This is a genomic window from Vibrio sp. 10N.222.54.E6, assembly GCF_041473955.1.
Classification (GTDB): Bacteria; Pseudomonadota; Gammaproteobacteria; order Enterobacterales; family Vibrionaceae; genus Vibrio; species Vibrio tasmaniensis_A.
The window spans coordinates 1-20,520 of sequence record NZ_JBFRTD010000027.1 but is presented as its reverse complement, the minus strand read 5'-3'; the positions used below and the strand labels follow the sequence as shown (position 1 = coordinate 20,520).

Genomic DNA, 20,520 nt, shown 5'->3' with positions numbered 1-20,520 from the left:
CTATGACATTTGGAATGACGCTTTGAAGCATGAGTAATTCGAAAACCAATTTACTTAAAGGAGTTCCGGGGAAAAACTCTTTCTTTTGAAACTCACCCGGCCAATGCGCCCATCCCCAATCTTCTATGATGTATATCCCACCTGATTTTAGATAAGGGAATGATGTCAAAAAGGCGGCTTTTGTTGGTTCATATAAATGGCTGCAATCATCAATAATTAGGTCTACATTTTTTTTTGGGGAAGTGTAATTCTAATATTTGAATGAGCTTGTCTGTATGATCTTGCTTTACTCCACAATAAGGCTCTATTACCGAGTGTGCTGAAGGCCCCTTTCGGTATTGACTTAAGGCTGGATGTTCTCGACGTTTGTCTATGCCTATGATGGATTCAGGGGTGTAAATCTTATCGAGTAAAACGAGACTCGCCCCGTGATATACCCCAAACTCAATAATGTTTTTTGGACTCCCCCAAGAAACCAAATGAAATTCAACTTCGTCATCAATGGAGAAGTGTTCTTCATTATGCCAGCGTATTTTATCTCAAGGGTCATTATAACTATTCATACTTAGTCTAGGCCTGATAATTTCCATAGCCTGCAATGCTACTGTATGTAAAGATTTGATATTAATAAATTATTACTTAATTATTAATATAGTTGATATTTTTAGTTTATTCTCCTTAGATCGTTTTACTTTATTTAACGCTTCTTTCGAAAATTCAAAGATAGAGGGAACATAATGGATAAGTCCGAGCTAATATTAAAGACCACTAAGGAATTAAAAGACATAGCTGAATCAGGGGCTAATAAAATTGCATTGGCCATGCAAGAAGCAAAAAAAGCTAATTACATAATTTAATCATTAAGGTCGCCTATATCACCGTAGTGACCGATAAATAATTAGTGGTGGTAATTATTTCCTATTGTTAGTATCGGGTTTATTCTTTTTAAAACATTTAATGACTTAACGCTCAATAGCGACCGAGGGATTCATGAAAAAGACTAAAAGAAATTTAACTCTCGCTTCTATTGTGATCGTAATTATAATTATGCACAGCCAAAGAAATACGAAACCAAATTTTACTTTCCCGGAGTGCGAAGAAGAAAGAAGCGTTAATTCCAATGTCACCTTTTATATTGATAATCAGATTGGTAACAAGGAAGAGTTAAAAGGCAGATTGCAAGAAGCGGTAAAGATGTCTAATACGATACTGTCTAACTCATGCATCCCTATAACTCGTGTGTTCAAGGATAGCCATTCTGTATCAATATCTCATGACAGTATGTCTATCTCCTCTGTGCATTCAGACCTAAAACAAGCAATCAGTTCTTCGAAGGTAAACTCGTTTTTAGACGCTCCAAAAGAGCAGTACGTTTTGGTTTTAAGTGATAATCATCCATTGGTCATCGAAGAGGAGATTAATGGGATGACAATGGTTAACTTGAACGACAGCTTTGTACTGCTTGCGGAGGACTTCCCGATTACCGTGCTAGAACATGAGCTAGGACATTTAGGGTGGGCAATGCATGAACGGCCTAACTCTGAAAGTGGAGACTTTTGGATCATGGAACAGGTCTTTGCTGCAAATAGAAGTAAAGTAAAACCTTATTCTGGAGCTTTTCATTGTTCTAACTACGGGACAGTCATGAGTTATTCTGAAAAGGTTGTCCCTGCTTATTCAAGCCCTCTGATCAGCAACAACGGTGAACCATGTGGTAATGAAGAGTACGCGGACAATGCCAGAGTTATGCGCGAGTATGCGAAAACTTTGCAGTGAAGTGTCCACCTCTTCATCGTTAGAGCAGAGGTTGTTGAATGCTCCCCTAGTAAATGCACTGTATCAATATATTTTTTGTTCTGTAGTGGCTAAGTGAATTTGACCACTATTAGGGGTTTTGCTGTACCTAAAGGGCTCTTCTCCGCTTAGATGAGCTTGATTTCTGGGTAAATGGTAGAGTGAGTTTCTAGGATTGAGGTTTGTCTAATCTTCAATTTAAAGTAATCAGTATCCCTTACTCCTCGGGCTCGCCGTCTAAGAAGACCTATCGATACATTCCCTGCTTCCACTCGGGCATTCGTCAGCTTATATTTTGCATAATTGCAGATCCCAACTCTTCTCTCCCAAAGCGCGTCTGCGAAGTTGATGAGAGATAAGATCCTCGTCTTTTTAGCAAGCTGGCACCACGCATCAAGAGCTGCGATCATCAGGTCAAAATTACGTTCATCCCATAAGGCTTGAAGCTGCTCTTTGAGCATATAAATCGTACAAAGAGTCTTATTGCTTTCAAGTAAATCATCTAGCCTATCTGACTGCTTATCGCTTAATTTCGGCGCATTTTTGAGGAGTAAAAATAGCGTCCCTTTAAGCATTTTCTTCTCGTCATGTGTTCCTTTCCTAAACGCTTTATTACGCTCTTTCCTTATCAGAAGAGAGTAGTTCTGCATAACGTGAAACCGGTCAAAAACGATGTCTGCATTCGGAAGAGCGTTTCTCACTGCTGATTGGTAAGATTGCCCCATATCCATTGATACCGCTTGGATGCCGTCTCTCGTTTGCGGTGATAATTGTTCAAAAAAGTTGATGAGTACGTTTGAAGTCCGCCCATGGTCAACCCAAATAAGTTGTCCTGAAACGAGATCATAAACGACGGTCATATAGTCATGGCCTTTAGCCCTGGCGACTTCATCAACGCCAATATGAACAAGGTTGGTCAACCTCTTAGGCTCTAAAGCGGGCAAGGTAGATAACAGAAATGCTTTATCGATATTTTTCACGGTTTCCCAGCGTATGTCTAAATGCTTAGACACTGCGTGGATGCTCATATAGCTGCATAGTCCACTAATAAAGTGACAGAATCTCTTGGTATAACGACTCCCCTTATCAACAAAATCAGTCGCTTCAACCAACCTTCGGCCGAGCCTATCTCTTGTCTGAGCCAATTCAATTTCTATAACGCAAGGGCGACCACTGACAGGTAAATCCGACAGGCGACGGTGAACATAGTGGTCGACTGTGCGCGGTGCTCCAGTCTCAGGGTCAACAACTTTACAGCGTCTATCTCGCTTGCATTTGACGAGTACTGAATGAGAGCTTTCTTCGAGCGTTACAGACTGTACGGATTGGCCTTTAAAGTTAAATAGAGCGGAAGATAATAACGACAAACTACAATACTGAGATATAAGGTGGGAAGCGATTATAAATCAATGTGTTACCGGTTTTATTGTTAATTTATAGACTCATCTAAGCGGAGAAGAGCCCCTAAAGTAATCCGTTAAATGCTAATTTAACAATACATATAACACGGAATTGTCCAGAGGCTTCATAGATCTGAAGCTTTACTCTTGGCACTTTCTTCAAAAAGTGCCAACTAGCTCAGATCTACCCGTGCGACGTGAAGTCGTATGAAGCGTTGTTCACCACGAAAGCGTGAACCATCTGTATCACCAGATGACCCTATGGCTCTGAATAAAGTAGCGAGCCAGACAATGTAACGAAGTCAAGTAACTACTTGGCGGGAAGTAAATCGTGAGAAGAACTTCCTCCTGACAACCACAAATCGGGTGAGTGCTAGGGAGTCAGTATGATGAACATATGTGAATCCATTTAGTGCGACATGAAGTCGTATGAATCGTTGTTCGCCACGAAAAGAGCGAACCATTTGTATCACCAAATGACCCTACGGCTCTGAATAAAGAAGCGAGCCTGACAATGTAACAAAGTCTATCTGATGGACGGGAACTGAATCGCGAGAGGAAGCTCCTCCTGATAACCACATAAATCGGGTAAGTGCTAGGGAGTCAGTATGATGAACAGAAGTGAATCCACGTCAGATGCGTAATTTCACAAGCAGCGGAAGTGGTTTAGACGCTGTAGCTAAATAAGCAACGAGAGTAGGAAAGAAGTTTGTGTGTATTCTTTCGTGATCGAAATGCTCTCCGCATTATAGTGGGCATCTACCCTGACATTACGGAACATGGTAAGCCTGTATCACTCCCTCTGGGAAAGCCTATGTGGCCGATAGTGATGCAGGTAAAGGAGGTTGGAGAAAGCGAAAGCTGGATTGTAATGATGCAGATACAGGCACATGCCTGATCACGAAAGTGAGCCCACTTCCAACTGGTCTCCCGTTGCGAGAGAGTTTGAAGAACTTTATTAAGGAAGAAAAGCAAATGATGATTTCGAACGAGATTAGTGCATCTTCTGACAGTGCACAATGGCAATCCATTAACTGGAAGGCTGTGGAGGCGCATGTCTTAAAGCTCCAAATGCGTATCGCAAAGGCAACTAGAGAAGGTAATCACGGTAAAGCAAAAGCCTTACAGTGGATACTAACCCATTCTCGTTCAGCAAAACTTCTTGCTGTTAAGCGAGTATCTCAAAACAAAGGTAGTAAAACGCCTGGAATAGATGGCGTGCTCTGGAATACAGATGCACGTCGCATGAATGCAGTGAATCAATTGAGTCGAAAAGCTTATCAAGCTAAACCACTCAAGCGTATCTACATCCCTAAAAAGAACGGTAAGCTTCGACCACTTGGTATTCCTTGTATGGCAGATAGAGCGCAACAAGCGCTCCACCTCCTTGCTTTGGAGCCTATCTCGGAAACAATTTCAGACCCAAATAGTTACGGCTTCAGACCAAACCGAAGCACTACTGATGCAATAGCGCAGTCTTTCTTATGCTTGGCTCAAAAGAAGGCAGCTAAATGGGTTCTTGAAGGAGATATTAAATCCTGTTTTGATAAAATCGGGCACCAATGGCTTCTTGATAACATCGCTGTAGACAAGCGTATGTTGGAACAATGGTTGAAGTCTGGTTTTGTAGATAAAGGGTTGTTTTATCGTACGGAAGAAGGCACGCCACAAGGTGGCATAATTTCTCCAACATTAATGCTAATCACTCTCGCAGGGCTTGAACAACAAATAAAGTCCTTGGCTCTTAAGAAGAAAGCAAGAGCCAACTTTATTGGATACGCTGATGATTTTGTTGTCACTTGTACATCAAAGGATGTATTAGAGAACGACATAAAGCCATTGATTACTGAATTTCTACTAGAAAGAGGTCTAACACTTTCCGATGAAAAAACACGCACAACTCATATTGATGATGGATTCGATTTTCTAGGGTTTAACCACAGAAAATACAAAGGAAAGCTACTCATAAAACCGAGTAAAACCAATGTACTGTCATTCTTAAGTAACTTGCGTAGACTCATCAAAACTCACGCAACGATCCCCGTAAATAACCTTATCAAAATGATAAACCCCAAAATGCGGGGATGGGCGAATTACTATCGCCACTGTGTTGCTAAACGAGTTTTCGGATACGTTGGACACCAACTATTCCAAGCATTATGGCTCTGGGCTATTAGGCGTCACCCAACTAAATCAAAAAGTTGGGTCACCCATAAGTACTTCATCAACCGAAAAGGCCAATGGCAATTTCACGGTTGGCAGAAGATAATGAATATGGATTGTCAGTTCAATCTATTTCAAATAGCCAAAGTATCAATAGAAAGACATGTGAAAATCCGAAGTGCCGCAACGCCATTTGACCCTCAGCACCAAGAATACTTGGCGAAGAGAAAATTCAAAAGGAAAGCTTTCTGCGAAGAAAGCCGATAGTGGTGCAGGTAGAGGATGCTGGAGAAAGCTAATGCTGTATTGTAATGATGCAGATACAGACTTATGTCTGGCACGAAAGTGAGCCTACTTCCAGCGGGTCTCCCGTTGCAAGATGATTTGAGGAACTTTATTAAAGGAGAAACGCAAATGATGACTTTATATAAAGTTAGTGCCTCTCCTAATGAACATCAACGCTACTCTTTAACCAGAATAGCTTTGGTCGTAAGTATTGAAGCTTCAAATGTGCATTGCAAAATCTGCCTTATTGGCAAGTGGGTGTACATAGTACGCCTTCGCGGAGGCTTGAGCCCAGTGCAGTGAAAGTTGCACGCTGGGTTCTTAGGAGAGCGGCACCTGGTAACAGGTGTCGCTTATCCGACCAAAATTGGTTAGTGATTTTACTCATTTATATCCTGTTCATGGGTTTTTGCCCTACTAGAAGTTATCCATTTTTCTAATACTGTTCGTCGTGAATTCCCGTGATGTATCAGGGGGCAAATTCGACTTGCCAACAATAATTTGCCTTCCCGCTCTACTTATTGATGTGATTTATCTGCACCCTCGTCTTTTCGGCCAAAGAAGCGTTATTTAAAGCGACGTATCAATACATTGGGGCCTATTTTTGCTTTGAGCGAGCAAGGGTGATTAGAGAAACGGTATGTTAGCTTGGCATTTACGCCTGAGCTTCAGTTGGAAACGGGCACTAGCGACACGTTTGTTTGTCACTATGATTGGCAAGACAATCATATTTGCAGTCTGATCTTACAATGAACCGTTTGAGGCTGCCGCGGGAATGCGGGCCAGCCTTGGGCGATGACGCTATCGCCCACTGCTACCGATTGGGTTATCGCTCGGACTTCACTGACTTGGTTCGAGTAACACGTGATCAAAAATCTTCTTAACGATGGGCGCACTATTGAATGAACCGCCACCGGCGTTTTCGAGGATCACCGTCACGACGATTTGCGGATCGTTGTATGGGGCAAAGCCGGTAAACAAGGCCAAATCTCTTAGGTGTTCGGGAATGTTTTCAGCATCGTATTCTTCGTTTTCTGCCAGACCGAAGACCTGACTGGTACCGGATTTCCCGGCGCTCTTGTAGGGAGCGTTTCGAAACACTTTTCTGGAGGTGCCTTTTTTACCGTGGTTCACCAAATACATGCCGTATCTGGCGAGTACCCAGTAGTTTGATGGTACACCTTCGATCGGCGGGAATTCGGTTGGCTCTTTGGCGGTCGACGCGTTGTGACCCGACACACTATCGAGCAACCGGATCGGTTTTTTTCGGCCATCATTGATTAGGATGGAAGTGGCATTGGCGATTTGGATGGGGGTAGTGGTCCAGTAACCCTGTCCAATCCCGATAGGGATGGTATCACCGATGTACCAAGGTTTATTGAAACGACTTCTTTTCCAATCTCTGGTTGGCATATTTGCCGACGTTTCCTCGAATATATCGATCCCGGTACTTTGGCCAAAGCCAAACATCATCATCCAATTGGAGAGTGAGTCAATGCCCATATCGTAGGCGATCTGATAAAAGAAGGTATTGACGGATTGTTCGATAGAGTGAGTCACGTCGACGCTACCATGGCCCCATTTGAGCCAATCGCGAAACGCGCGAGAGTTGCTGTTGGGAACTCGCCACGCGCCAACGCTGCGAATTTTGGTTCTCGGGGTAATGATCCCCTCATTGAGGGCGGCAACGGCAACAAAGGGTTTGATGGTCGAGCCTGGAGAATAGGTACCTAACGTGGCGCGATTGACCAAGGGTCTATCTCTGTCGTTGAGCAAGGCTTTATAGGCGGCCCTGGAGATGCCGCTGACAAAGGCATTGGGGTCATAGCTCGGACTGGACACCATCGCTAAGACGCCATTATCGCGAGGATCGAGCACCACGGCGGCACCTTTTCGACCGCCAAGCAGGTTATGGATGTAGGTTTGAAGCTCAATATCGATATTGAGGGTGATATCTTGACCAGGGATAGGCGGCACGTATTTGAGTACACGTATGACGCGACCACGACTGTTCACTTCGACTTCTTGATAGCCCACTTTGCCATGGAGCATGTCTTCGTAATAGCGTTCAATGCCAATTTTCCCGATGTTTCTGGTGGCTTTATAATTGAGCTCTTTCCCTTCACTGATGAACCTGTTGAGGTCCGACTCGTTCAAGCGTCCTACATAGCCGAGTGAATGGGTCAAAATATCGGCGTAGGGATAATGTCTCTTGAGCATTGCCATGACATCCACGCCGGGAAATTTATAGCGATTGACCGAGAATTTGGCGACTTGTTCGTCATTGAGGTTGTCCAACAGAGGCACGGAACTAAAACGTCGTGCCCGTTTGAGGTTTGTATTAAACCTTTCTTCTTGCTCTTGAGAGATATCGATGATTTCACGGAGTCTCTCAATCGTTTTGGGAATATTCTTTATCTTTTCTGGCACGAGTTCTAAGCTGAACACTGGCACATTCTCTGCTAAAAGGACGCCATTGCGGTCATAAATCAGCCCTCTGGTCGGCGGCAAAGGAATGATTTTGATACGATTAGAATTAGAGCGTGTCTGATAATACTGATGTTTTGTCACCTGCAGGTTATAAATGTTGAGAACCAGCAGCCCGGCCAGAAAGACAATACATACGAAAGCAAACACGGCTCGGTTTTTGAATAAACTGGCTTCCAGTTCATGATCTCGAAGTCTGCTTCTTTTACTCTTCATAATGTTCTTTTATTGTGGTCGAGTTGAATTGGCCACAGAAGTGAGCCTCGATTGATGGGTGCGTAGAACCAATCCCTAAATGGTTGATTCGGCGTATGTAATATCTCTTTTTTCTACTTCGGTTCGCGTCCTTTGGGGAGCGGGTATTGTCGCTCCGAGCATATGAAATACTATGTGGATGTCCATTTCAAGTCTGATTTGGCTTTCTAGGCTAAAACTGACTAAGCACCCCACTGATTATCAAGGAATATGAACGCAAAGCGTACAGCGTTTAATGGTTATTACCCTCAGCCTTCCAAGATGATGATGCGGGGGCGATTCCCGCAGTACGCTCTAAATCCATAAACCTAGTCGTACTATGACTGATATTTTTAATCACCCACCATTGTTTAAGCAACTTAACGCAGCTCTCACCATGATATGACGTCGAACCCATACATTATGATGTCGTGGTTGCTGGCGATGTTTAGAGATTGCCTATTGAATAGCACAGTCTTTCTATGTGTAAATATTGAGCATACCTTGAGGAGTGATAACCAAAATATATCGTGTAATACCTATATTTTTTCTAATACGTAATGGTCTAAATAGAGTAAATCGCCTAACAAACTTTTGTCCAGAGACGTGTTATGCCGCCATGCATTGGGACTGTGCTCTGGGTGTGCTCTGGGAAAAGATCGCCTTAGTGTTCACTTTTTGGGAGTGGTGTGATTACCGAAGGAGGTTGACGGTCTAAATAGAAATTAGATAGATTTACCGATGATGAATAATGTGTTCAAAGCAAAAAATGATGAGAGGATATTGTACTTCTCAAGCTTTATTGTTTCTGATGTTTTTAGATAGAAGCAGCGTAACTCCGCTCTTCAATACTACAAAGTACAGACTGGATACCGTTGAAGAACGGAAGTTCCAGTTGAATTTCTTTCAATAGGTAAATTAAATGCATTTAAGTGAAAAGAGCTTATTAGGAATGGAAAAAGCAAAAAACCAGTCTTAACTGAGGTTTTTTAATGAAACCAAGCCAACACCAATGTCCCATTTCATAATTGTCTCCGTAAATACTTATAAATATTGAAGCCGAGAGGGATAGAATGAAGCATTATCATGCGAATGATATGACTAAGCATTATTAATGCAGGCTCTAGTCCAAGATAAATGGCAGCGACAGTCATAGACTCCACACTGCCCGGAACCCACGACATCAAGAGTACGATGAACTCCTTATCAATTAGCTTGCTGAATATATATGCAAAAACAACTGTGACTGTAAGACTTAACGTTGTAGCAATAATCCCAGCTCGCGCATAAGAGAAGATATCTACAACGGTTATATCTTTTAGACGAATCCCAATTAATGCCCCTAGAGCGGATGTTGCAATAAAAACAAGCTCTGTCGGGACAAGAAAGTTGTATGACGGTAACTCAGAGTTCACAAACATAGTTGCTAACATCCCAGTCACCATATACGGTGCTGGAGTACCAATTTTATCGAGAAGCAAACCTGAAAAGTAGGCGAGGAAAAGTGGGAGAAGTATCCAAAGGTTGTCTAAGGAAATAGCCGGCCCAGGAACTGGTGAATTGTCCGCTGAGACAAGAAGAGCGGAAGCTATGATTAAGAAAATGAGTCGAACTGTGTGAGTGAAAATCACTTTACTAGAAGGTGAATTGTGATTTTCATTAATGACAAGAACCGCGGCCATCGCTCCCGGGACCGCCCCAAGTAGGCTTTCATATTTTGACCATTTCTCTCGCTTAGAAAGCCAGAGATACGAGGTGAGAACTTGTGCGGACATACAAAGGACGAGTCCCACAAAAAGTAATATCGGATAACCCTTGGAAAGAGTCTGCATAGGGACGATTGAGCCCACTGTGGCACCAAGGATTAACTGTACTCCGGTCAATGTGCTTTTGGGAAGAGCTAGAGTAAACCCTGTTTTTACCGTTAACAAAAGAGCAATCAGGGCACCGAACATTACACCTAGTGGTATCTCGAAATATGTAAATAAGAGCGAGCCAACCAAAGCTATGAATGAGGCTAGATACATGTTTTGGTTTCCCCTTTTTTTAGCTTGAAGGATGACAATAAAGTGGAGATTTGGTTATTAATCATATCTATGTTATTGACTATGTAAAAATCACCACAAGTTATCCGCCCAAGAGCATACAAGCCCATTTGAATATCACCAGTTTCTGACTTAGCAGGCTATCAAGTACCGGATTGCTTCTATCGAGTGAACGTTGTATTCCTGTAGCATTGATGATGAAATCAAAGAAGTACTCCTTTTCTATCTGTCTCTACACAATATTGACCATTGTCTAATCGTTGAGCAAAGTCACTGGCAAGGTAAGATGTATCAGTGCCCGGAATGGAAACCTGATGAGGAAGCTAGTTCCACCCTTGTAGGAGTGGAACTATGGTCGATAATTAAAATGGACAGCTCATATAATCCTGAAGGATTATCTTTTTGGGAGACATTTTGCAGACAGCAGCCTAATTGCCTCTAAAAATCAGTGCGCATGTAGTGCAACTAAACTTTGTGACACAACGAGTAAGACAAGAGTACGAAGAGATATTAATGATGTTAGTGGTCTTTATCATATATACCAATGTCTTTTTTTAAATGGTCAGAAAGGTGTCTCACATCGAGAGATGCATTTTTATTTTTTCCACTTTTAAAATTATACCTTTTAAATTTAATCCGCAGATAGCGTAAATAGTCTCTAAACTTCGATTTTTTTTGAATTGTTTTCACTGACTTTTCATTTTTCATAGCAACGCACTCTTTTTTATAAGAAAAACCATAATTTTAACGACCAAAATTAATTGAAATTAAGTATCTTTAAACCCAGAAGCTTCGTCTTCATGAGAAAGTTGATTTGATACTAATTATGTTTAATTTAGGGACTGCTGCTCCTTTTCTCTTCAGTGAAAATAGTTTTATTTGTCTTTCCATGAAGAATTCCCTTATTGTTTTGTTACTTATTGCCAGAGTAAGTAGATAGTTACTTATTATTTTATAAGTTAACACAAAGGCTAAGAGCTAATTATTTACATTTAATTTATATTCGTTAAGGGTTTATAATGAAAATCAGGATTAGATACTGTTCACGAAATGCCTCCAGTATATAAAAGGATATTTGATTGGTTTGATGCGATGGTGCGTTCTAGAATTTTTTCATTTCTAGCCTGTATTTTTGGGGTGAAAGTGCCCCTGTATAAGAGTAACTTGGCGTTAATGTAAAAACAGTGTGGTCAAATCTACACCCCAACCCCTTCCAATAGGGGCGTTTTTCATCGATAATTTAGCCTCTTAGTGAAAACAAAGACTAATTGGAAAGTGTTCCAAAAATGCCCCTGTATTTTCAATTTTTGACCACACCCTACGCCAGTATTGCCATTCAGTCGAAGGTGAACGTGATCGTGCTGAGTCGTCTTTTGGGGCATGCTGAAGCGGAAACGACGCTAAAGTATGCGCATTTGGGACGTGAGGACGTGTGTCAGGCGGCCTCTCATGTGTCGGGTGTACTCGTTAAGGGGATGCGCTCATGAAGTCACTGTTATTCACTTCTAAAGTGATTCAATCTCTTCATTCAAAAACTCGAACGTATACGGTGTGGGATACCAAAATTCCCGCGTTAGGGGTTAGAGTCTATGCCGATGATCGCCGTTTCTATGTGACTTATCTACCCATTCCCAATAAGACGTTAGCGGCCGTGGGACAATTCACCCTAAAACAAGCCAGACAACACGTGCAAGCTTTACAGTCTTCTTTTTTAGAAAAAGAGACGAAACCGATACGGTTAATTCGCTTTGATGCTTTGGTGAAAGAAGAATGGACGGATAAGGTCTGCAAGGGATGGAAACTGAGTACACAAGGGACAGCGTCGAGCGCCTTAAGAAGGCATTTGTTGCCCGAGTTTGGACGTTTTCCTGTCAGCCGTATTGATTCGTTTCATGTGCATCGTTGGTTTGATGAACTCAGCCAGAATTACGCAGGGGCTGCCAACCGTAATCTTGATGTGCTTCGTTCTATCTTCAAATATGCGGTGAAGCAAGGTTATTGCATGGAAAACCCTTGTGAGGGTCTCAAGCAAAGTCGCAAAAAAAAAGCTCAATCGTTTTTTGAGTTTGGATGAGTTAGCGCGATTGGATAAGGCATTAACTGTGGTCAGCCAGCAAGGTAATCTGGAAGCGTGCTGTTGTCAGGTGCTAAAACTGGTGCTGTTAACGGGGTGTCGAATTTCAGAGGTAACAGGCCTACAATGGTCTTTTGTTAAAGGCAGGGAGTGGCACTTGCCGGACAGCAAAACGGGTGCGAAGGTGGTGTATGTGGGCAAGGAAGCGCAGAAACTCCTTTCAGACATACCAAAGCAAGCATGGACACAGCGTAGCGAATCACACGATGATGTGTTTATGCCTTTGCGTCGTTTTGTGAGTCGGTCGACCAAGGTTAGTATGGTCTGGCAACAGGTGCGAGCCTTAGCCCATATCGAGGATGTTCGCATTCACGATTTGCGTCATACCTTTGCCAGTTATGCGGTGTTAGAGGGGTTCCCTATTCCGATGGTGTCGAAACTGTCGGGTCACACGCGTATTTCATCCACGCTTCGTTATGCTCACGTGGATGATGTGCAAGTATCGCAATCTGCTGAGGCGATAGGGGAAGTTATTAGTGGAATATTATCAGGCCAGCTTGTGAATAACCCTAAAACTCGAAAAGTGAGAGCCTCCAAATCTAAGCCGACGAAATCTCCCCCTAAACGCAGAGGAAGACCTATCAAAGTAATACCGGAACTGACCGAGAAGGAGGTTGAACGGTTTAGATATGAAGTGGATTTTTGGGAATGGTGATTAAAATATCTGTCGGAATAACATAAGTACATCAAATTTTAAGATTAGGTTTTTTGGTAAAGTTTGTGTTTTGGGGAGTCACACTTGGAGTTCTGTGAATAAGTGTACGCGAGAACTAACGCTTTTCTCTAAATATTAATTATTAATTATTAATTTTAGGCCATTCGATAAAGACTGATAGGTTCGACGCTCTTTGTTTAACATCATAGGGTAGGCAGCTAATCAATGGACAAGAGTAAAGGATTGACGAGAGAGCAAATAAGGTCTTTTCGCCGAGGATGGTTATTTAGGACCATTACCGAGGTTCGCAAATGTCGAATTAATTCAAGATGTTTTAACGGAAGTTAGGGAGATAGCTCAAAGCCCAGAGCCGCATCCCCTGTATGGTCGTTATTCTGTCAGGGATTGGCATTTAGTATCGACGAAAATTAAAGAGTTGCTCACAGATTCAGCTTTGATCCCAAAGCTACAGTCTCTGATTGGAGACGATTTAGCTCTTTGGCGCTCAAAAATTTTTCACAAGAAATCTGGAGAAAACGGTACAGGTTGGCACCAAGAGTGGGGAGATTTCGATGGTGAAGAAATTGGCAATAATAAGCCTAGTTTAAGGCCTAAACATGAAAGGCGGGATCGTTGGTGGAATTTAACTGTTTGGGTCGCCCTTACTGATGTTGAGCTTGATTGCGCTCCGTTGCGTTTCATTCGTGGTTCACATAAAAAACAATATCCTAAAACCATGGTTCCAATGACAGAATCTGAGTTTTGGCATGATCCATTTATTGACTGTAAAACAATCGAAGATGTTGTCGAAAGGGCGAACAATTACACACTAGTATTGGACGTTGATACCAGTGGGCTTTTTGAAAATTATCAAATTAGTGGGAAATCATTCGAGGATGTTAAAGCCTATGTTCGAGCTGAACTTGCAAAATTACCTGCAAAAAAAAACATTGGGTGTAGACGAGAGCCAAGAAGATATAGTGACGATCCCTATGAAAAAAGGGGAATTTGTTATTTTCACGGAAAGAACCATGCATGGTTCTCTTCCTAATACATCTTATAATGACCGGTTTGGCATTAATTTTAGAGTAACGGCAACGGATACGGAAATTTATCCATTTCGACACTTGGGCGACTTTATTGATGGCTCAAACATAGATATCACAAGACATTCGAGCTTACTGCTCTGTGGTAAGGATCTGTCTAACACACGTAACAGTTATACGTGAGAAGGGAGGTTAGAAAGTGATTATCAGCAAACAAATGCATGACATGAATATTCTGAATGATGCTTCTGCCTTACTTGGGTGTTCGACTTCTAAAGAGCTCTATCAAAAATTAAGAGCTTTAATAGAGCGACACGAGACTGTGAGAGTGAAGACAGGAATAAACCTTGTGGCAGCAGAAGGCCCTATGAGTTTACAAGCTCGGGGACTACTAAGTTGTGACTTGGGGTCTAGAGCCTCAGGCGGTTCTATTGGGCGAAATAACCGCTTTTTTACGGGGCTTGATCAAGCTGATGAAATAGAAGCACTTTGCATAGTATTACTTAAGGAATTATTTGAATGCAATCATGCAGACCCTAGGCTTTTAGGAGGGCTTCATGCTAATACGGTTGTCTATGCAGTTCTCAAAAACCATTTCAACGTATCAGATATGTCCACCCTCAATACATTTTATGGTGGTAACTCAAGTAACCATAGTTTAGGCCCCCCGGGGATCTTGAACTATTCCATTTCAGATCTTCCTGTGGATCCGAATACCCTCGAAATTGACTTAAACGCCTTTGAATACATGGCTAAGTTTAGACACCCGAAATTAGTGAGTTTAGGGGCAGGTCTCAACCTTTTTCCCTTTCCTGTAAAAGAGATAAAAGACATTATTTCTCGTTGGGGAGGGATGTTACTTTTTGATGGCTCACATCAAGCAGGGTTGATTGCTGGTGGAGTTTATCCAAACCCTCTGTCTTTGGGAGCTGATATCTACACTGCATCGACAGGAAAGACGTTTAGTGGTCCTCAGGGAGGAGTAATTTGTTGGAATTCGGAAAAGTTTTCTTCTCCGATTAGCACGACTATATTCCCAAAGCTAACTGGTTCACATCAACTTAATCGAATTGCTGCCCTGACGGTCTCATGCTTAGAATTAAAGGAATATGGCCTTGAATATATGGCTCAAGGGATACTTAATGCTAGGCAACTTGCTAGTAATTTACAGGCGCACGGGTTGGAGGTGCTCTGTTCTGATGAAGGCTTTACTGAAACTCATCAAGTTGTTGTGAAATGGACTCGAGAAGAAGGTGCGCGTTTAGCATGCTACCGTCTAGCTGATGTTGGGGTTTTTGCTAATGCAGTCCCACTTCCTGAAGATAGAGAGTTGTTATCTGGGATACGTTTTGGTGCAACAGAAATTACTCGATTAGGGGTTACACAAAGTCAAATAGTTGTTTTAGCTGAGGTAATCGCAGGCGTTCTACAAGGTAATTACAATTTGAAGGAGGCGCGTAATGTAGTAAGTGAGTTAGCCTCAACATTTTCTGGCTTTAAATATAGCTTGGAGGGTGGACAATGATTTCAATTACAGAACTGTTTACTTACTTATTTGTTACGTTGCTATATGCGTTTATGCCCGGTCCTGCAATGCTTTACAGTATTGCTCAAGCTGTGTCAGGAGGGAAGAAAGTAGGAATTATGGCAGCTTTTGGCCTTCATATAGGAGGTTATTTTCATGTAATTTTAGCTGTATTAGGTTTGTCTTCTGTGCTTTTAGCTAATCCTTCTCTCTATTCTGCCATTCAAAAGCTAGGAGCTCTCTATCTTGTTTGGTTGGGTTTCCAACGTATCTATCTATCAAAAAAATTACGTATTACTTCTTGTGAAAGCAATCTTACCTCTCCTAAAAGAACGTTTATTGATAGTGTCATTGTAGATATTCTGAACCCTAAAGCCGCAATTTTCTATCTTGCTTTTCTCCCACAGTTTGTGAATGAAGCAGGAAGTGTTGCTGTTTGGCTCCAACTGCTTATTTTGGGAGTTGTTACGAATTTATTGTTTAGTAGTGCTGATCTGTTAAGTGTTTTGATGGCGAGTCATCTACAGAAAAAGTTTCAAGCAAGAAGTAACTGGGTTGATTTTTTCTCAAGGTGGTCTGGTAGTATTTTTATACTGTTAGGTGTTATGGCCTTGGTAAACTCCTCGTACAATTAGGGGAAGGGACACACTTCTCGGATTTTTAATTCAAGTTGATTTACGATGTAATGACTTAGGTTAGACGGTAGTGTTACTCGTTACTTAATTCGGAGTTAGCTGCCACTCATGTTGTGAGGAGGAGTGATAAATGGAATATCCACTTATAGGAGCATGTCAGTGCGGGCAAGTGACCTATGACTTGTATGAAAAACCACTAATGGTCTTTGCTTGTCACTGTACAGAGTGCCAAAAACTGTCTACCAGCCCATTTAGCATTACAGCAGTTGTCGATGCCGAGAAAATAGAGTTTTCTGGTCAACTGAAAACTTGGGAACGTTTAGCTGATAGTGGCAATCGTAATTGCGCGATGTTCTGTCCAAATTGTGGAAACAGAATTTACCATTTCAATCCAGATGCACCGCAAACGGTTAAATTAAAGTTAAAACCAACTGATATGTCGGCAGCTGATATTTTCGAACCTCAAGCACATGTTTGGGTTAGTGAAAAACTAGATTGGTACCAAATACCAACTAATGTAAAGGTTTTCCCTGAGCAGCCGGGGTAGCGGTGAGCAAGTGTTTAAGATATTAAAATACTTGTTCTAATCTATTGAGGTTTAGGGAGTTTCATTGCATTAACTTACTTTTGGCCAGAACTTTCATAGGTTGAATCTTTATCTGTGGCACTTTCTAACTCGAAAGTGCCCCATTATTGGCTAGACCTTTTACTCATTCACACCCTGTTCATGGGTTTTTACCATATTAAAACTTATCCACTCTTCTCATACTGTTAATCCCCGTGATGTTTCACGGGGGTAGATTCCACCTTTCTTTCAGCGTTAGCTACCTTAAGTTCTTTTTCAATCAGTTTGTAGGTGTTTGAGGGGTATAAAAAAGCCTCGCGCTTGGCGAGGCTTTGGTTATCTAAATGTTCTGGATGCATCGCGATAAAAGTTTTCATGACTGCCCAACGCCATTAAGGTCAGGACTAACGTCCCGTATTCATCGTAGTTGTACCCAAGCAAGGTGAGCTGCTTGTTCATCTTAAACTTGTGCACCCTAAGAAAAGACAAATCGCCTTTCTTCATCACGCCAATAAAAGGGTTTTCTATAACCTCTTTCACTGCTTTATCTAGATCTTGTTTTTGGTTTTTGTGTAGCTTTTTTACTGTCTTGGCAAATGTCGTAGTTTGCTCAATCTTTGTTACTTTCGCTAAATTCATAAGAGGTCGTATTCCCGTGCTCTAATTCGGCTTTAGCGATGATTGCCTGCAGTACGAACTCGTAGGTTAAGTCAGGGTTATCCTCCATGATCTTGCCTATTTTCGCCCAATGCTCAATTTGCTTGGGGGTCGTTCGATTTAAAGCTGTTCCAATGGTTGCAGCTCTATCTACTAGGCTCTCATCAAGTCTAACGCTTGTAGTAGCCATATGTATTACCTTGGTCATTTGTTTGTTGATGTCAATTGTAGCGCATTGCATCATATGTGGCAACTTGCAACAAAAGCCCTGCTAGTGGGCTTTTTCACTTCTCATAAGTGACAATGAACTTAACCTCTAAGGTCGTGCTCTTCTGATGGCTCCTCCATACCGGAGATAATGCATCATTTACTAAATTAGAAAAAGCTTCTGTCCAAAGGTGTGCCATGAAACTCGAAAATGCCCCATTAGAAGTTACGACCGATTGATTACTCATTTCAGAAACCTGTGATTTGGCTTACTTTTCCTTATGCAAACCACATCTACTGTATTGATATAAGTGTAACGGACCTAGGTATATTAATGTAACGCCAGTCTCTATAGCGGCAACTTGGTCGGCTCAAGGGTGGTATGGGACTCGTTGCACTTGGCGTTAATCTCTTATATTTTAGTAACTTAACATTTATGATCAAGGAGTAGACAATGAAGTTGAAAATAAGGGAAGCTTTACCAATATGTGCCATCATGTTGCTAACGGCATGTGGTGGTGACTCTGATAGTGCCGATGATGTAAATGCAGCAACACCAATCAATTCACCTACAGATGCTTTAAGTCAGTTAGTTTCGTCAGGAACGTACCCAGACTTAGACACTAGTGATTCGCTTACAGGTTCAGTCACCAATAACGAAGCCATTCGAGACGATATATTGGCATATATTGAAGCGGCTAACTTATCAGCAAGTCAAAAGACACAAGTTAAGAGTATTGCCAGAACTACCCAAGAAGCTGTCCTTGTTGATCATTCTGATATCGATGCAGTCCTCCAAGTTGATGAAGAGTCTACTGTAGCTATCGGTTGCTTGAGTTTAGCTTTTGATAACCCTGCCGATGCACATCAAATTCTAAAAGCGATAGAACATTACACAGCAAACACTCGTGAGCGCGCAGCGGCATATTCAGCGTTCAATGAAGCTCTTGATGGCACTGTGACGCGCCTACCATCTAATATCGATTGCGTGGAATGATGTATGAAAAAAATTATTATAACCGCTTTAGCTGCGTCAATCTCTTTCAATGTAAGTTCTGCAACAGTTTGTGAAGTACCAGGGTATGTCGTTGGCTTTTTTAATGGAGTGTGGAATACAAAAAATGAAGCGAAATTAGCGACATTTGAATTCCAAAAGCAAATTGGAAATGAGTACAATTCAGAGCCTGTAGCATACGAGACTTTTTATAACGTAACTGGTTCATCGGTTAGTGCATCAGCGTTTCAAGATATAGCAGAAGTATTTATTCAGCGAGCGGAAGAAATAGACCCCGATCTCGGCGGTAGATTTGATATCTTTTGGTCAGCAATTACTGGTGGTGGAGCTGATGGTTTCTTAGATAAAGTCTACAATATTGTCAGCGCCCCTAGTGACTTGGTGTTGGGGCTACTTACTGAGCTTTACGACTGGGCATCATCCCAAACAGTTGCACTTGTTAGTCATTTGTTTTCTTCACCGCCAACAGCAAGCGATTACGCTCGTCATAACACGAGGATTCAGACGTTAGGCACACAGGGCGCAAAAATGCTGTTTATCGCCCACTCCCAAGGTAATCTTTTTGCTAATAATGCCTACAACGCAGCATTGGAATTGGATAACCTAGATGAATCTAATCTTGGGGTAGTCCACATTGCACCAGCTTCACCACAACTGAATGGACCTTATACACTAGCCGATCTCGATTTGGTGATAAATGGTTTAAGAGCTGTAGGGACAGTGCCCGATACAAATGTCTCGATACCAGTCAGCCATTTAGAGGTTGATCCATCTGGTCACACTCTCATACAAACCTATTTAAATACTTCTTTACAACCAGCTGGAATGATAAGAAACGATCTCCAATCGGAGCTGGCGTCATTACAAACTCCTGAAGCAATCGCTTCTACAGGGTCGTTCACAGCAACACTCAGTTGGAATGGTCTAGGTGATGTTGATTTGCATACGTTTGAACCCAATGGGATGCAGGTGTACTACCAAAATAGGGTAGGTAACGTTGGTGAGTTAGATGTTGATAACACCAGCGGCTATGGGCCAGAGCATTACTTCGCCACTTGTGACAGAGACAGCCTCGAACTCGGGGTATATAGTATCGGTGTGAATAACTACGCTCGTGCAGAAGGTCGAATTGCAACTGTTCAAATATCGACAGGTAGTATTTCGGATGTTCTAACTAAGTCAGTTACACTTGGGGAAGCTCAAGGTTCATCAGAGAATGCCAACCCATTACACATGATGAATGTTGTGGTTTCTGAAAACGACAGTGGTGGCATTGAAATAGGGGCTTTCTAGTAACCTTAAAGGGCCGTTTACCTATAGTAATATAATCTGATAGCCCTACTAAAACATCATTTGATGTTTTAGTAGGGCATTGCGTTTGGTCTACCAATTTCCGATACATTGTATGATTCGGAGTAGTAAATTTTGTCCGAACGACTTAGTCGCCAATCTGAACGTAACTCGGAAATGTCCAGAGGCTTCATAGACCTGAAGTTTTACTCGTCGTCGCGACTCAAGGCGAGTTCCAATGATATATTTTGTAACTGCAAGCAATTAGCTTTGTCGATAAGAGCTGATAACAAAGAGAGCCAAAGCTGACTAAATTGATTAACCAATAACTTTCAATGTTTTTGGTTATAGTATGTGTAATACAAATCCCAATAATACTTGAG

The 20,520-nt window shown here is 41.9% G+C and carries 17 protein-coding genes; 11 read left to right on the top strand and 6 right to left on the bottom strand.

From position 1 onward, the window contains the following. The first annotated feature begins 990 nt into the window (after positions 1-990). The gene (locus AB4513_RS15725) at positions 991-1,776 is read left to right on the top strand and encodes a hypothetical protein (RefSeq protein ID WP_017101220.1); all 786 of its coding nucleotides are present in this window, start codon (positions 991-993) and stop codon (positions 1,774-1,776) included. Between the two features lie 146 nt (positions 1,777-1,922). Here AB4513_RS15725 and AB4513_RS15720 read toward each other — a convergent pair whose 3' ends face one another. Further along, positions 1,923-3,161, bottom strand: a complete 1,239-nt coding sequence (locus AB4513_RS15720) for an ISL3-like element ISVa7 family transposase (RefSeq protein WP_102258469.1) — start codon at positions 3,159-3,161, stop codon at positions 1,923-1,925. Positions 3,162-4,169: 1,008 nt separating this feature from the next. On the opposite strand from AB4513_RS15720, the gene ltrA reads away from it, so the two are divergent. Then, a complete protein-coding gene (gene ltrA / locus AB4513_RS15715; RefSeq protein WP_102258468.1) occupies positions 4,170-5,624 on the top strand; it encodes a group II intron reverse transcriptase/maturase in 1,455 nt (484 codons plus the stop codon). A gap of 858 nt (positions 5,625-6,482) precedes the next feature. Here the strand turns inward: ltrA and mrdA are convergent. From mrdA to AB4513_RS15700, 3 genes are all read right to left on the bottom strand, one after another. Beyond that, on the bottom strand, positions 6,483-8,345 hold the full coding sequence (gene mrdA, locus AB4513_RS15710; protein WP_102258467.1) for a penicillin-binding protein 2: 1,863 nt from the start codon (positions 8,343-8,345) through the stop codon (positions 6,483-6,485). A 1,040-nt stretch (positions 8,346-9,385) separates the two neighbouring features. Beyond that, positions 9,386-10,390, bottom strand: a complete 1,005-nt coding sequence (locus AB4513_RS15705) for an AbrB family transcriptional regulator (RefSeq protein ID WP_017101219.1) — start codon at positions 10,388-10,390, stop codon at positions 9,386-9,388. A gap of 537 nt (positions 10,391-10,927) precedes the next feature. After that, on the bottom strand, positions 10,928-11,116 hold the full coding sequence (locus AB4513_RS15700; RefSeq protein WP_017101218.1) for a hypothetical protein: 189 nt from the start codon (positions 11,114-11,116) through the stop codon (positions 10,928-10,930). Between the two features lie 775 nt (positions 11,117-11,891). On the opposite strand from AB4513_RS15700, the gene AB4513_RS15695 reads away from it, so the two are divergent. From AB4513_RS15695 to AB4513_RS15665, 7 genes are all read left to right on the top strand, one after another. Next, positions 11,892-12,482, top strand: a complete 591-nt coding sequence (locus tag AB4513_RS15695; RefSeq protein WP_229648402.1) for a phage integrase central domain-containing protein — start codon at positions 11,892-11,894, stop codon at positions 12,480-12,482. Continuing rightward, positions 12,424-13,197: a site-specific integrase gene (locus AB4513_RS15690; RefSeq protein WP_240798561.1), complete on the top strand. Its 774-nt coding sequence runs from the start codon at positions 12,424-12,426 to the stop codon at positions 13,195-13,197. The genes AB4513_RS15695 and AB4513_RS15690 overlap by 59 nt, the downstream gene beginning before the upstream one ends. Before the next feature lie 322 nt (positions 13,198-13,519). Next, positions 13,520-14,248, top strand: coding sequence for a phytanoyl-CoA dioxygenase family protein (locus AB4513_RS15685; RefSeq protein WP_346762973.1), 729 nt, complete (start codon positions 13,520-13,522; stop codon positions 14,246-14,248). Then, positions 14,190-14,426, top strand: coding sequence for a phytanoyl-CoA dioxygenase family protein (locus AB4513_RS15680; protein ID WP_240798339.1), 237 nt, complete (start codon positions 14,190-14,192; stop codon positions 14,424-14,426). Before AB4513_RS15685 ends, AB4513_RS15680 begins: the two co-directional genes overlap by 59 nt. A gap of 16 nt (positions 14,427-14,442) precedes the next feature. Next, on the top strand, positions 14,443-15,768 hold the full coding sequence (locus AB4513_RS15675) for a hypothetical protein (protein WP_017102637.1): 1,326 nt from the start codon (positions 14,443-14,445) through the stop codon (positions 15,766-15,768). Further along, positions 15,765-16,403, top strand: coding sequence for a LysE family translocator (locus tag AB4513_RS15670; RefSeq protein ID WP_017102638.1), 639 nt, complete (start codon positions 15,765-15,767; stop codon positions 16,401-16,403). The genes AB4513_RS15675 and AB4513_RS15670 overlap by 4 nt, the downstream gene beginning before the upstream one ends. A 130-nt stretch (positions 16,404-16,533) precedes the next feature. After that, positions 16,534-16,950, top strand: coding sequence for a GFA family protein (locus tag AB4513_RS15665; protein WP_017102639.1), 417 nt, complete (start codon positions 16,534-16,536; stop codon positions 16,948-16,950). Between the two features lie 354 nt (positions 16,951-17,304). On the opposite strand, the gene AB4513_RS15660 is transcribed toward AB4513_RS15665, so the two are convergent. Both AB4513_RS15660 and AB4513_RS15655 read right to left on the bottom strand, forming a co-directional pair. Then, positions 17,305-17,607 carry a type II toxin-antitoxin system RelE/ParE family toxin gene (locus AB4513_RS15660; RefSeq protein ID WP_017100444.1) on the bottom strand — a complete coding sequence of 101 codons (303 nt, stop codon included), beginning with the start codon at positions 17,605-17,607 and terminating at the stop codon, positions 17,305-17,307. Continuing rightward, positions 17,579-17,815, bottom strand: coding sequence for a TA system antitoxin ParD family protein (locus tag AB4513_RS15655; protein ID WP_017100443.1), 237 nt, complete (start codon positions 17,813-17,815; stop codon positions 17,579-17,581). Before AB4513_RS15655 ends, AB4513_RS15660 begins: the two co-directional genes overlap by 29 nt. 471 nt (positions 17,816-18,286) lie before the next feature. Between AB4513_RS15655 and AB4513_RS15650 the strand changes: the two genes are divergently transcribed. Together AB4513_RS15650 and AB4513_RS15645 are read left to right on the top strand one after the other, a co-directional pair. Beyond that, the gene (locus tag AB4513_RS15650; RefSeq protein ID WP_102258348.1) at positions 18,287-18,829 is read left to right on the top strand and encodes a hypothetical protein; all 543 of its coding nucleotides are present in this window, start codon (positions 18,287-18,289) and stop codon (positions 18,827-18,829) included. A gap of 3 nt (positions 18,830-18,832) precedes the next feature. Further along, entirely contained in the window at positions 18,833-20,140 is a 1,308-nt protein-coding gene (locus tag AB4513_RS15645; RefSeq protein WP_229648405.1) for a YfaP family protein, read from the top strand. Positions 20,141-20,520 lie beyond the last annotated feature (380 nt).